12 protein-coding genes are annotated in these 13242 nt (G+C 69.3%); 7 read left to right on the forward strand and 5 right to left on the reverse strand.

Annotation, left to right across the window (positions count from 1 at the left end; genetic code table 11):
* The first annotated feature begins 68 nt into the window (after positions 1-68).
* Positions 69-995 (forward strand): DUF1559 domain-containing protein, encoded by a 927-nt coding sequence (locus AB1L88_RS06540; protein WP_367095832.1) that lies wholly within the window; start codon positions 69-71, stop codon positions 993-995.
* Here AB1L88_RS06540 and AB1L88_RS06545 read toward each other — a convergent pair.
* A complete protein-coding gene (locus AB1L88_RS06545; protein ID WP_367095833.1) occupies positions 987-1445 on the reverse strand; it encodes a hypothetical protein in 459 nt (152 codons plus the stop codon). The genes AB1L88_RS06540 and AB1L88_RS06545 overlap by 9 nt on opposite strands.
* Positions 1446-1651: 206 nt before the next feature.
* Between AB1L88_RS06545 and AB1L88_RS06550 the strand changes: the two genes are divergently transcribed.
* Both AB1L88_RS06550 and ppk1 read left to right on the forward strand, forming a co-directional pair.
* Positions 1652-2590, forward strand: coding sequence for a deoxyribonuclease IV (locus AB1L88_RS06550; RefSeq protein WP_367095834.1), 939 nt, complete (start codon positions 1652-1654; stop codon positions 2588-2590).
* 27 nt (positions 2591-2617) lie between these two features.
* Positions 2618-4843: a polyphosphate kinase 1 gene (gene ppk1 / locus AB1L88_RS06555; RefSeq protein WP_367095835.1), complete on the forward strand. Its 2226-nt coding sequence runs from the start codon at positions 2618-2620 to the stop codon at positions 4841-4843.
* 55 nt (positions 4844-4898) lie between these two features.
* Here ppk1 and sixA read toward each other — a convergent pair whose 3' ends face one another.
* The 3 genes from sixA to AB1L88_RS06570 form a co-directional block, all read right to left on the reverse strand.
* Positions 4899-5423 (reverse strand): phosphohistidine phosphatase SixA, encoded by a 525-nt coding sequence (gene sixA / locus AB1L88_RS06560; RefSeq protein WP_367095836.1) that lies wholly within the window; start codon positions 5421-5423, stop codon positions 4899-4901.
* A 16-nt stretch (positions 5424-5439) separates the two neighbouring features.
* Positions 5440-6291, reverse strand: coding sequence for an arginine deiminase-related protein (locus tag AB1L88_RS06565; protein WP_367095837.1), 852 nt, complete (start codon positions 6289-6291; stop codon positions 5440-5442).
* A gap of 68 nt (positions 6292-6359) precedes the next feature.
* Positions 6360-7610, reverse strand: coding sequence for a TIGR00300 family protein (locus tag AB1L88_RS06570; RefSeq protein ID WP_367095838.1), 1251 nt, complete (start codon positions 7608-7610; stop codon positions 6360-6362).
* Between the two features lie 293 nt (positions 7611-7903).
* Between AB1L88_RS06570 and AB1L88_RS06575 the strand changes: the two genes are divergently transcribed.
* Positions 7904-8089 (forward strand): hypothetical protein, encoded by a 186-nt coding sequence (locus AB1L88_RS06575; RefSeq protein WP_367095839.1) that lies wholly within the window; start codon positions 7904-7906, stop codon positions 8087-8089.
* An 84-nt stretch (positions 8090-8173) separates the two neighbouring features.
* On the opposite strand, the gene nadA is transcribed toward AB1L88_RS06575, so the two are convergent.
* On the reverse strand, positions 8174-9112 hold the full coding sequence (gene nadA, locus AB1L88_RS06580; protein ID WP_367095840.1) for a quinolinate synthase NadA: 939 nt from the start codon (positions 9110-9112) through the stop codon (positions 8174-8176).
* Between the two features lie 462 nt (positions 9113-9574).
* Here nadA and AB1L88_RS06585 point away from each other — a divergent pair, with 462 nt between their 5' ends.
* From AB1L88_RS06585 to AB1L88_RS06595, 3 genes are all read left to right on the forward strand, one after another.
* Positions 9575-10990, forward strand: coding sequence for a trypsin-like peptidase domain-containing protein (locus AB1L88_RS06585; RefSeq protein WP_367095841.1), 1416 nt, complete (start codon positions 9575-9577; stop codon positions 10988-10990).
* Between the two features lie 140 nt (positions 10991-11130).
* Entirely contained in the window at positions 11131-12285 is a 1155-nt protein-coding gene (locus tag AB1L88_RS06590) for a glycerate kinase (protein ID WP_367095842.1), read from the forward strand.
* A 3-nt stretch (positions 12286-12288) separates the two neighbouring features.
* The gene (locus AB1L88_RS06595) at positions 12289-13239 is read left to right on the forward strand and encodes a thiamine-phosphate kinase (protein WP_367095843.1); all 951 of its coding nucleotides are present in this window, start codon (positions 12289-12291) and stop codon (positions 13237-13239) included.
* The last annotated feature ends 3 nt before the right edge of the window (positions 13240-13242 follow it).

The raw sequence follows: 13242 nt of genomic DNA on the forward strand, positions 1-13242 counted from the left end.
GCGATGCCCGCGTCGATCGGCCCCCGTCCCGTGGGAGGCGTCGAAGGGGGATCGGACCGGTAGAGGTATTGGTCGTCCTCGTCGTCGTGGGCATCCTGGCGCTCCTGCTCATGATGGGCCTGACGAGGAGCCGGGAAGTCGCCCGATCCGCCACCTGCTCCCGGAACTTGCAGCAAATCGGCCTGGCGCTTCAGGTTTATGAGCAGGTGACCCGGTTCGTCCCGTACGTCCCGCCGCTTGAGGGGCCGGAGCGATCGTCGCAGGGGCCGCTGGCAACCATCCTGCAGCAACTCGGCCGGACGGAAGTGACCGGGCTCGACCTCCAGGCCGGGTCGGAACCCGGCCCCCCGCTGGCCGAACCGCTTGCGGAGCGTTACCTCCCGGAGTTCGTCTGCCCGTCCGATCCGATCGCCACCTCCCGGGTCTTCCCCGCCCCGGTCAACTACCGGGCCAATACGGGGGACCGGACGGAAGGCCGACGAGGCCCCTTCGCACCGGGCCTCGCGATCGGATTCGATGAGGTCGAGGCCGGCGACGGCGCCTCCTACACCGCGGCCTTTGCCGAGCGGCTCGTCGGCACGGCCGGGAAGTCTCGCGAGACGGCCCGAGATTACCACCTCGTCCCCGGCCCGATCCCCCAGGGAGGCTGTCCGGCCGTCCCCGAGGCCCCCCCCCAGACCGACGCGGGTCGATCCTGGCTGCAGCTCGGCTGGCGATCGACGCTCTATTCGCATGCTTCCGTCCCCCAAAGCAGCCGATCGTGCATCGACGAGCAGGGCCGGACGGCCGTGATGGGGGCATCGAGCGGGCACGTCGAAGGGGTCCGCGTGCTCCTGATGGACGGCAGCGTTCAGGTCTACTCCCGGTCGATCGACCCCGCCGTCTGGGCCTCGCTCGGGACCTATCGGACCGACATCCCCGACGAGGACGAAGAAGGCCCGGAGGCCCCGGCAGCACCCGACGAACCGGCCGGACCCGAGGCGCACTCACCCTGATCGCGTGTGACGAGCCTCGATCAAGACGTCCTGGACGATCATCACCAGCATCGCCGCGAAGGCCAGGACCGTCAGCGGGGCTCCCGGGCCGAGGCTCGCCCTCGATCCTCCCCAGAACAGGAAGACCATGGCCCCGGCGTGAGCGACCCCGTAGAGCGTGAACGCGATGGGCAACGCCGCCGGGATGCGGCCGACGCGCACGGCCCGCAGCCAGGAGCACCAGCAGACGATCCCCGAGGCGAACACGACCATCCAGTTCGGCAGCCAGAACGGGCCGACGATCAATCGGCCCGCCCACCCGGTCGTCTCGAATTCACCGATCCCGCCGCCGAGCGTCCCGGGGATCGACATGGTGTGCCCCCCCCAGTTCAGGCCCGCCGCGCCGATCACCCCGGCCGTCGCCAGGGTCACCACCACCGCCGTCAAGACTCGGGAGGAAATGCGGGGCATCAGGCATTCCGATCGTGAACGGACTCTGGATGACGCGAGGCCGGCGACGCCCATGCTAACACGCCGAGGACCGCCGGTCTGCCGGGTCGAGAGCTGACGTGGCCGATCGTCGAGGGTTGCGATACGATGCGCCCGCCCTCGCGAGGCCGCGAGGCGGCGATCACCCCGACCGACCATCCCACCGCTTTCGGAGAAGGGAACCAAGAATGCCCGCCAAGGCCCGCTCGCAATCGCAATGGGTTCCCCGGACCTTCGGCGCCCACATGAGCATCGCCGGGGGTCACGACCGCGCCGTGCGGGCCGCCGCGGCCCTGGGGATGGATTGCGTCCAGGTCTTCACCAAGAGCAACAACCAGTGGAAGGCCAAACCACTCGCCGACGAGCAGGTCGCCGCCTTCCGCCGGAGCCTCGCGGAGACCGGCGTCGGCGATCCCGTCGCGCACAATTCCTACCTGATCAACCTGGCCAGCCCCGACGACGAACTCTGGCAGAAGTCGATTGACGCCATGGTGATCGAGCTGGAACGGGCCGAGGCGCTCGGCATCCTCCACCTCGTCAGCCACCCCGGCGCCCACGTCGGCAGCGGCGAGGAGGCGGGGATCGCCCGGATCGCCTCGGGCCTCGACGAGATTCACCGGCGTACGAAGGGCTTCCAGGCCCGGATCGCCCTGGAGACGACCGCCGGGCAGGGCAGTTGCCTCGGGCATCGCTTCGAGCACCTGAGGGACATCCTCCAGCGGGCCCGCGAGGCCGATCGGCTGGAGATCTGCGTCGACACCTGCCACATCTTCGCCGCGGGCTATCGGCTGGAGACCCGGGACGAGTACAATGAGACGATCGGGGAGCTGGATCGGATCGTCGGCCTCGACCGGGTCCGGGTCTGGCACCTCAACGACAGCGTCAAGGCGTGCGGGAGCCGCGTCGATCGCCATGCCGGGATCGGTCGCGGCCAGCTCGGCCTGGGGCCGTTCGGCCACCTCGTGGCCGACCCGCGGTTCGCCGCGCTGCCGATGATCCTGGAGACGCCCAAGGGGACCGAGGGCGGCGAGGACCTCGACGCGATCAACCTCCGAGCCCTCCGCGACCTGGAGACTCGGGCCCGACTCGACGCGACCGATGCCTCCCGGGCCGCTCGGGCCTCCTGACCCTTTGGCGAGGAAGGCACGCCCGCGATGTCCGAGCCCACGCGATCCGAGACGATCCCCATCCCCTACGCGACTCCGGAAGGGGTTCCCGACGGCCTCGCGCTCGACTCCTCGCTGTTCATCAACCGCGAGCTGAGCTGGCTCGACTTCAACGAGCGCGTGCTGGAAGAGGCCCGGGATCCCTCGGTCCCCCTGCTCGAACGCCTCCGCTTCCTCGCGATCACCGCCTCGAACCTCGACGAATTCTTCGAGGTCCGCGTCGCCGGCCTGCAGGCGCAGATCTACGAACAGCTCGAGCCGCAGGATCCCCCGCCCGACGGCCTCAGCGCCTTGACGCAACTGCTCGAAATCGGCCGACGATCCCGCGATTTCGTCGCCCGGCAGTACGAGACCTGGATCGACGACCTGCTGCCCAAGCTCGCCTCGGCCGGGATCGTGGTCGTCAGCCCCGACGCCCTGACCGACGACGAGAACACCTTCCTCGACGCCTACTTCGAGACCGAGGTCTACCCCGTCCTCACCCCGTTGGCGATCGACCCCGCCCACCCGTTCCCGCACCTGCACAACAAGAGCCTCAACCTGATCCTCCGCCTCGAACGCCAGGAACGCAACCGCAAGCGGACCGACTCCCAGGCACCCCGGCAGCTCTACGCGGTGCTCCAGGTCCCGGCGGTCCTCAGCCGACTGGTCCGCCTCCCCTCCGAGGAGGTCGGCCAGCATCGGCTCGTCCTGCTCGAGGACGTGATCGGCCCCCGGCTCGACTCGCTCTTCGGCGGCTTCCGCGTGGTCGCCCACGCCGCCTTCCGCGTCACCCGCAACAGCGACCTGAGCATCCAGGAGAGCGACGTCAAATCCAGCCTGCTCTCGATCATCCAGGAGAATCTCCGCAAGCGGATGTGGGGCGACGCCGTCCGCATGGAGATCTCCGATCGGGCCGACGAGACGTTCGTCTCCCTGCTCCAGAACGCACCGACCCTGGACCTCGACGACCGAGACGTGTACCGGGTCCCCGGCCCCGTCGCACTCTCGGCGCTGGCCACGCTGTGCAAGATCGAGGGGTATCGGGAGTTCAAGGAACCCCCCTGGGAGCCCCGGCTCCCGTCGGCCCTGGCCTCGAACGGGAATATCTTCGAGGCGATCCGGGATCGGGACATCCTGGTCCACCACCCCTTCGAGTCGTTCGACGCCGTCGTCCAGTTCGTCGAGCAGGCGGCCGTCGACCCCCAGGTCCTCGCGATCAAGCAGACCCTCTACCGGACGGCCGAGGACAACCCGATCATCGACGCCCTCGCCCGGGCCGCCGGCAACGGCAAGCAGGTGACCGTCCTCGTCGAGATCCAGGCCCGGCTCGACGAGGAGAACAACATCGTCAAGGCCCGGATGCTCCAGAAGGCCGGCGTCCACGTCGTCTACGGCATGGTCGGCCTCAAGACCCACTGCAAGGCCGCGCTCGTCGTCCGCAGGGAGCCCGACGGCATCCGGCGTTATATCCACCTCGGCACCGGCAACTACAACCCGACGACCGCCCGGCTCTACACCGATCTCGGCCTCTTCACCTGCCGCCCCGATTTCGGCGACGACTCCTCGGCCCTGTTCAACCTCCTGACCGGCTACTCCCAGGGGCACGACTGGCAGAAGCTCGTCGTCGCCCCCTATCACCTGGTCGATCGCGTCCTGGAGATGATCGACCGCGAGCGCCAGCACGCCGAGGCCGGGCGACCGGCCCGGATCATCGCCAAGATGAACTCGCTCGTCGACCCCCGCACCATCGCCTCGCTCTATGCCGCTTCTCAAGCAGGGGTTCAGGTCGATCTGATCATCCGAGGGATCTGCTGCCTCCGCCCCGGGGTCCCCGGCATCTCGGAGAACATCCGGGTCGTGAGCATCATCGACAAGTTCCTCGAACACTCCCGGATCGCCTACTTCCAGAACGGCAACGACCCGGAAGTTTATCTCTCCTCGGCCGACTGGATGCCGCGCAACTTCAACCGCCGCGTCGAGCTGATGTTCCCGGTCGAGGACCCCCGACTCCACTCCCGGATCGTCCGCGAGCTGCTCGGCGTCTATCTCGTCGACAACACCAAATCCCGCCTGCTCCACGCCGACGGCACGTACGAACGGCTCCAGCCCGAGCCCGATGCCCCCGCCCTCCGCGCCCAGACCGCCCTGCAGGAAGAGGCCGTCCGTCGCGAGTTCCCCGAGGCCATGCGCGAGGCCCTCTGCCGCCTCGCCTTGCCCGACCGCTCGGCCTGACCCGCGCACGATCCCCCGCAACCGCCCTCGCCGCGACGCGTCGCGAGCATCCCCGTCAGGGCTTCAGGCGTCGCAAGACCCGGGGCGTCAGCAGCCATTCCATCGCGTATCGCCCGGCCTGGTCGACCTGGAAGCAGGCCAGCCCGCCCTTCTTCAGGTCGGTGACCCGGGGCGTCCCCGGGCCGAGCGGCAGGACCGAGATCAGCTCGGAGAACGCCGGGTCGTGGCCGACGATCATCACCGAGTCGCCCGGCAGCACGTCCAGCCACCGGCGGATCGAGGCCGACGACGCGGCCGGCCGGAGTTGTTGCACCAGTTCCAGGCGATCCTCGATGCCAAGCCCGTCCGCCACGAGCTCCGCCGTCTCCCGGGCGCGGGGCAGCGGGCTGCTCAGAATCCGATCGGGCGACACCCCGAGGGCCTTGAACCCCCGGATCTGCTCCTTCAATCGCTTCCGGCCCTTGGGGGTCAACGGCCGCTCGTCTTCCTCGTATCCGGGAGTACCATGAGCCACGGCGATTCCATGGCGCAGGACGTAGAGCTGTCGCACGGGGGGAGGCCCTTTCGGAAGTTTGCTCACACGCGGATCGGTTGTGTCAGACGGCCGCCGATCGATCCGCGGCCGATCGCCACCGGGCGGCATCCTCGCCGTCGAGCCGGAAGGTCAGGCACTTGGCGCTCCCCCCGGCCTTGATGAATTCGGTCAGCGTCAGGGGGATCGTCCGGTACCCGTGGCGTTCCAGCGCCTTCGCCAGCTTCGGCGCCCCCTCGTTCAGGAGCACCGAGCGGCCCACCACCACGGCGTTGCAACTGAACGAGAACGCCTCCTCGGCCGACACCTCGATCAGGGTCCGGATCCGATCCCTGAGGACCGATCGGCCATACTCGTCGAACGCTCCAGGAAAAAAGACGGCCGCGTCCGGGGCGATCGGGCAGAAGCAGGTGTCGAGGTGGTAATACCTCGGGTCGACCAGCTCCAGCGGCAGGACTTCCACGCCGATCCGGTCGCCGACCCATTGCATCGTCCTGGCATCGGAGCGGAATCGGTAGCCGGCGAACAGGGTCTCGCCGCAGAAGAGGGCGTCGCCGGCCCCCTCGAAGTGGTGCTCGTCGGGCGTGTGCTCGACCTCGAATCCGTGCTCGGCGAACCAGCGGTCGAAGACCGGCGTCTCGCCTTGCCGCTCGCCGTACCGGAATCGCGAGCTGAGGAACAGGTCACGGTATACCAGGCCCGCGTTCGCGGTGAAGACCAGGTCCGGCAGCCCGTCGACGGGGTCGAGCAACTCGACCGTCACCCCCAGGCCGACCAACGCGTCGTGCAAGGCTTGCCACTGGCGCGCCGACTCGCCCGGATCGCTCCCGACCCGCCGGTTCATCCAGGGGTTGATCTCGTAGGCGATCCTGAAATAGGTGGGCCGACACATCAAGATCCGCCGCATCGAGGCCATGGCGAGCACTCCCGATCGAGCAGCCGGGCGGGACGAACGAACGACCGGCCGGCCGGCCGGCCGTCACCTCACGCCCCCGTCAGTTCCAGGGCGAGCGACCGGAGGAACGGCTCCACGTCGGTCACCATGCCGATCGTCTGGAACGTCCCGCGGTCCGCCAGCTTGGTCACGGTCGCCGGATTGATGTCGACGCAGACCACCTGGACCGACGCCGGCAGGAGGTTCCCGGTGGCGATCCCGTGCAGGGCCGAGGCGATGAGCAGGGCGAAGCCGACCCCCTTGCTCGCGGCCCGCATCGCCCGCTGCGCGTCGAGGGTGTCGGTGATGACGTCGGGCAAGGGGCCGTCGTCCCGGATCGACCCCGCGAGGACCACGTCCACCCCCGCCCCGACGCACTCGAACATGATCCCCGAGGTCAATCGGCCGGCCTCGACCGCCCGGCGGATGCCGCCGAGCCGTCGGATCGTGTTGATCGCCCTCAGGTGGTTCTCGTGCCCGTGCTCGATCGCCTCCCCTTGCTCCAGGTCGACGCCGAGGCTGGTGTTGAAGAACGCCTGCTCGATGTCGTGGGTCGCCAGGGCGTTGCCGGCGAAGAGGGTCTGGATCCACCCGTCCCGGATCAATCGCGCGACGTGCCCCCCGGAGCCCGTGTGGACGATCGCCGGCCCGCCGACCAGCAGGACCTTCTTCCCGAGCCTCCTCGTCTCCCGGATCGACTCGGCCACGCTCCGCAGGCTGACGGCCTTCGGCTTCTCGCTGGAGACGCTCGAACTCATGAAGGCGAAGGGGCTCGACTCCCTCGGCCGTTCCATCGGCAGGACGCGGACGCCGTCGTAGCCGACCACGATCGGCATGCCGAGCGCGACATCCGCCATCGCCACGCATCGCGCGGCGGCCCCCCCCTCGTCGACGGTGATCCCGCAATCCATCTCCTGGTCGGCCACGTCGATCCAGCGCCCGCCGAGCCGGACCTGCGTCGGCTGGTTCGTCGTGCTGTAGAAGCCCTCGGGAAACGCCCCGGCCACATCGGCCGATTCAACCCGGGCGTCCTCGGGGTGCAACGGCCAGGCACCGTGCTCGATCAGGTCGCCGACGATCGCGTCGAGCCGATCGGTCGTCGAGGCCCGGACCGCGATGACGGCCCGGCTCGGGTCGACCCGGCGGGTGCCGATCGAGCACTCCCGGATCTCGAACGTGCCGCCCATCTGGAGGATGCGGTCGAGGATCTTGGGCAACAGGAGCGAGTCGACGATATGGCCCCGGACCTCGATCTCCTCGATCGGCCCGGCATCTCCCGGATTCGGCTCGGTGTGATCCATGACCGCAATCCTCCCCCACGTTCCCGGGACACCCCGACGCCCCCGGGACGGACCGGGAACGGGGCGGGGTCCCGGATTGCGACGCCCGGAGGCGGCATTTTCCCGGGTTTTCGAGCCGGACCGTCACCCCGGCCGGCATAACCGGAATCAAGCCCCCGAAAACCTCGGGCCCGGGGCCCGAGGACCATGGATTTCGATGGAATCGTTCAAGCAGGTCGGAAACGCTCAACGCCCCGATCACGTCGTCTCGAAGATCTCAACCCGTCCCGCAGAACCGACGAGGAGTCGCGCCGATGAAGCTTACCGAACTGTATCAAGAGGTCGCCCGCCGGGCCGACACGCCGAAGGTCCAGATCAATGCCGCCGACGTCAGTCGGGTCCTCTCCGTCATGTTCGACATCCTGGAGGATCTCAAGCCGGCCGAGGCCATCGACCTGGTCTCGAAGGGGCTGGCCTCGGCCGAGAAGCGGCGCCGATAAGCCGGCCGAGCGTCGCGGCCGAGGCTGCCCCCGGCGAACCGCTCGGCCGCGCCCTCGCATCCTCCCAATGCCCCCGAAGGTCGGTCACTTCAGGAGGCTGCGGCGGAGCACCTCGCCGGCCCGCTCGAACTCCGGCTGCCAGTGGATTTCCGGCTCGCCGTCCCTCAGGCAGTCGCGGAGCTTCTCCAATGTATTCCGCGCCATGTGCGGGCAGAGATTGCACGCGCAGGTGATGCCCGGGGCAGGCAGGTAGGTGTGCCTCGGCACGGCGTGCTGCAGCTGCCAGAGCATGTTGGCCTCGGTCGCCACGATGAACTCGGTCGGCCCGGCGAAGCCGTCGACGAAGCGGATCATGGCCTCGGTCCCGCCGATATAATCGGCATGCTCCCGAATGTTGACCGGACACTCGGGGTGGGCGATCGTCTTCGCTTCGGGCTTCCGGCGCTTGATCTTCAGCAGATCCCCGACGCTGAAGACCTCGTGCACCATGCACGCCCCCTCCCAGAGGATCATCTCCCGGCCGGTGACCTCCTCCAGGTACGACCCCAGGTGGCGGTCGGGGGCGAACAGGATCTCGACGTCTGCCGGGATCTTGCGGACGATCTCCTCGGCGTTGCCCGAGGTGACGATCCAGTCCGACAAGGCCTTCACGGCCGCCGAACTGTTGATGTACGTGACCGTCTGGAAACGCCTCCCGGCGGCCCGAAGCGCCTCTTGCCGACGCTTCAACAGCGGGGCGGGGCAGCTATCGGCCAGGCTGCAACCGGCCTGGAGGTCGGGCAGCAGGACACGCTTCTCGGGGTTCAGCATCTTGGCCGTCTCGGCCATGAAGTGGACGCCGCAGAAGACGATCGTCCCCGTGTCGACGGTGGTCGCGGCCCGGGCGAGCTTCAGGCTGTCGCCGGTGAAGTCGGCCAGCTCCTGGATCTCGCCGTCCTGGTAGTAGTGCGCCAGGATCGTCGCGTCCTTCTCGGCCTTCAGGGCCTCGATTTCGTCGTAAATGTCGATCGATGTGGCAGGCAAGGTTGGATTTCCTTGTTTTTTACGTGGCGGAGGAAGAACCCACGAACCGGCCGGTCTCAACGTCCCGGCGGACAGGTGTTCCAACTTCTACGACACCCGGGGGTGCTCGGTTCATTATGGGCGATGGGAAAAGCCCGTGCGAGGTCTTTTCCTCCTCGCCTCCCCGCCCGACTCGCCCGCACCGGGCCGCATGGCCGGGCGCCGATCGGTTCGGGAGCGTCGTCCCTCGGTCCGCGCCGGGACGGCCCCGAGCGCCGGGCGAATGTGCTGAATTCCGGGAATCAACCCCAATCCGGGGTCGGTTGTTCGGGTCGTACGGGCCTTCGGGTTGCCCGCTCGAAACCGCCGCGTCCGGGGCGAAAGCCGGTCCTCACCAGGGACGATCTCTAGCAACAATCACGACCGATCGTGTGAGCGGATCGGCGAATTCCCCCATTGAGACCCCCAGAGAGGACCACCAACGTGCTCTTGCCCTGGATGAAGCGGCGTTGGATGTTCTGGCTGTTGGTGACGACGGTCGGAGCGTTGGCTTGGGACGCGTCGGCCGCCCCCGCGGGCTCGACCTCCCGTCGCACGCCTCTGGTCGAAGCGATCGAACGGTCGCTCCCGGCGGTCGTCAACATCACCAGCGAGAAGCGAGCGGCCTCGAATAGCCGATGGCCCTTCTCTCCCGAGGAAAACCGCCGGCCGCTGGTCAGCGGCATGGGGACCGGGGTCATCCTGGACGAGCGCGGCTTCATCCTGACCAACCAGCACGTCGTGGACAAGGTCCAGGACATCCGCGTCTACCTCTCCGACGGCTCCTCGTATCCGGCCCGGGTCCTCCAGGAAGACCGGTCGATGGACCTGGCCCTCCTGAAGGTCGACGCCGGCCGGTCGCTGCCGGCGATCACCATCGGGACCTCGGCCGACCTGATGATCGGCGAGACGGTCATCACCATCGGCAACGCCTTCGGATACGAGAATACGACCTCGACCGGCATCATCAGCGCACTCGGCCGGAACGTCACCCTCGCCGACGACCAGATCTACCGCAACCTGATCCAGACCGACGCCGGGATCAACCCCGGGAACTCGGGGGGCCCGCTCATCAACATCGACGGCGAGCTGATCGGGATCAACGTCGCCACCCGGGCCGGCGCCCAGGGCATCGGCTTCGCCCTGCCGATCGACGACGTCAAGCCGGTCGCGGCCGAGATGCTCAGCACCCGGAGGATCGCCGGGTCGTGGCACGGCCTCGTCACCGCCGAGCGGATCGTCGACGGGGTCCGCCGGGTCGTCGTCTCGACGATCGAAGGCGGCAGCCCGGCCGAGGAAGCCGGCCTGAAGCCCGGCGATCGCCTCGTCCAGGTCAACAAGCTCGCCGTGACGAACCCGATCGACCTGGAACGGGCCCTGCTCGACGCGGGCCAGAACGCCCCCACGGCCCTCGTCGTCGAGCGGGGAGGCAACCGCCAGGAGCTGGCGATGAAGCTCCGGCCGCTGGCCCAGGCGAGCCGTGAGCCGGCCGCCGCGCCCAGCGCCGAGGATCAGCTCTGGCGTCTGCTCGGCCTGAAGACCCAGCACGTCTCGGAAGAATACGTCGCGATCGCCTCGACGAAGCTCCGAGGCGGCCTCTACGTCCGAGAAATCCTCCCCGGCGGCCTGGCCGACCGCGCCGCGATCCGCCCGGGAGACATCCTGGTGGGCATGCACGTCGGCGACCGCCACCTCGAGACGATCCGGCCCGACAACATCCTCTACATTCTCCGGCAGGCCGAGTCCTCGGGATCGCAGGCCGTCCCGTACTACATCGTCCGCCAAAGCATCCTCCACCAGGGGACGCTCAGCCTGAGCGAGGTCTACCAGGCCCAGGCCGAGGGATCGACCCTGCGGTAATTGCCGACCGCCGGTTTCGTCCGCTATCCGAAACGCCGAGCGGCGGGAGCCTGTCAAGCTCCCGCCGCTCGGCGTTTTGCTTGGAGCGGCGCCGCCGATCGGCTATGGTTGAACGCCTGATCGACCCCCGAGACGTTCCCATGGACATCGTCATCGCCCCCGATAAGTTCAAAGGCAGCCTGACGGCCGTCGAGGCCTCCCGGGCCATCGCCCGCGGGGCGATCCGGGCGTGCCCTTCGGCCGCCCTCGACGAGATCCCGATGGCCGACGGCGGCGAGGGGACCGTCGAGGCCCTCGTCACCGCCACCCGAGGCACCTTCCGCACCGCTCCGGTCACCGGGCCGCTCGGGCAGGCCATCGAGGCCCGGTTCGGCCTCTCGGGGGACGGCCGCACCGCCTTCATCGAGATGGCCGCCGCGTCCGGCCTCGTCCTCGTCCCCGAAGCCGAGCGCGATCCGACCCGGTCGACGACCCGAGGCACCGGCGAACTGATCCGGGCCGCGCTCGACCTCCGTGTCGATCGTGTCGTCCTGGGGATCGGCGGCAGCGCGACCAACGACGGCGGCTCGGGCATGGCCCGGGCGATCGGCTTCCGTCTTCTCGACGCCGACGGCCGGGAACTCCCCCCCGGGGGCGGCCCGCTCGGTCGCCTGGATCGGATCGACGCATCCGACCGCGACCCCCGCCTCGATCGCGTCGAGCTGGCCGTGGCCTGCGACGTGACCAATCCCCTCTGCGGCCCCGAGGGCGCCTCGGCCGTCTACGGTCCCCAGAAAGGGGCCGACGCGGCGATGGTCCGGCAGCTCGACCGCAACCTCGCCCGCCTTGCCGAGGTCATCGCCCGCGACCTCGGCCGATCGGTCGCCGACCTGCCCGGGGCCGGCGCCGCCGGCGGACTCGGCGCCGGCCTGGTCGCCTTCGCCGGGGGGACCCTGCAGCGAGGCGTCGATCTGATCGCCCAGACCGTCGGCCTCGCCGATCGCCTCAAGGGTGCCGACCTTTGCCTGACCGCCGAAGGCTCGCTCGACGCCCAGACGGCACACGGCAAGACGATTGCCGGCGTGGCCCGCTCCGCGGCCGAGTTCGGCTGTCCGGTCCTTGCCATCGCCGGCGGGATTCAGCCCGGGGCCGAGGTGCTCCTGAATCAAGGCGTCTCCGCCTACTTCAGTCTTTGCGACCGGCCGATGAGCCTCGCCGAAGCCCTCGAACAGGCCCCGTCGTTGCTCGAACGATCGGCCGAGCAGGCCGTCCGGGCATTCCTGGCCGGACGAAGCCGCCCTTTGAGAGGCTCCTGAGCCATGCCCAACGCACCGATCGGCGAATTCGAGATCATTCGGCGGATCCAGGAACGTGCCTCAAGTCATCCGGGGGTCATCCTCGGCATCGGCGACGACGCCGCGATCCTCCGCCCGCCCGCAGACGACGCCCCCATCGTCGTCACCACCGACATGCTGCTCGACGGCCGCCACTTCACGCTGTCCGAGCACGGCCCCGAGGCGGTCGGCTACAAGTGCCTGGCCGTCAATCTCTCGGACATCGCCGCGATGGCCGCCCGGCCCGTCGCGGCCTTCGTCTCGGTGGCCCTCCCGCGCCAAGACGCCCCGTCGATTGCCGAAGGTCTGATGAGCGGGATGGCCCCCCTGGCCGATCGCTTCGGCGTCTGCCTCGCCGGGGGCGACACGAACGCCTGGGACGGCCCCCTGGTGGTCTGCGTCACCGTCACCGGAGAGGCGGTCCCGCCCGGCCCGATCCGACGGTCCGGGGCCAGGCCCGGCGACGCCGTCCTCGTCACCGGCCCCCTCGGCGGCAGCCTGCTCGGCCGCCACCTGCGCCCGGAGCCGAGAATCACCGAGGCCCTCGAATTGATCAAACGCGCCCCCTTGCACGCCCTGATCGACCTCTCCGACGGCCTCGCCTCGGATCTCGTCCATATCCTCGATCGAAGCGGCGGCCTCGGCGCGACGATCGACGCCGACGCGGTCCCGATGCACCCCGACGCCCGGGCCCTCGCCCTCCGCTCCGGCCGTCCTCCCCTGGACCACGCCCTCGCCGACGGTGAGGATTTCGAGCTCTGCCTGGTCGTCGCCCCCGAGGTCGCGGAGGGCCTGCTCGCCTCCCCGCCTGCCGGGGTGTCGCTCTCCCGGGTCGGGACCATCGAATCCGAACCCGGCCTGAGGCTGCGACGCCCCGACTCCCGCATCGAGCCGATCCGGCTCAAGGGCTTCGATCACCTCGCCTCCGAGGAGTGAACC

The organism is Tautonia sp. JC769 (assembly GCF_040717455.1).
Classification (GTDB): Bacteria; Planctomycetota; Planctomycetia; order Isosphaerales; family Isosphaeraceae; genus Tautonia.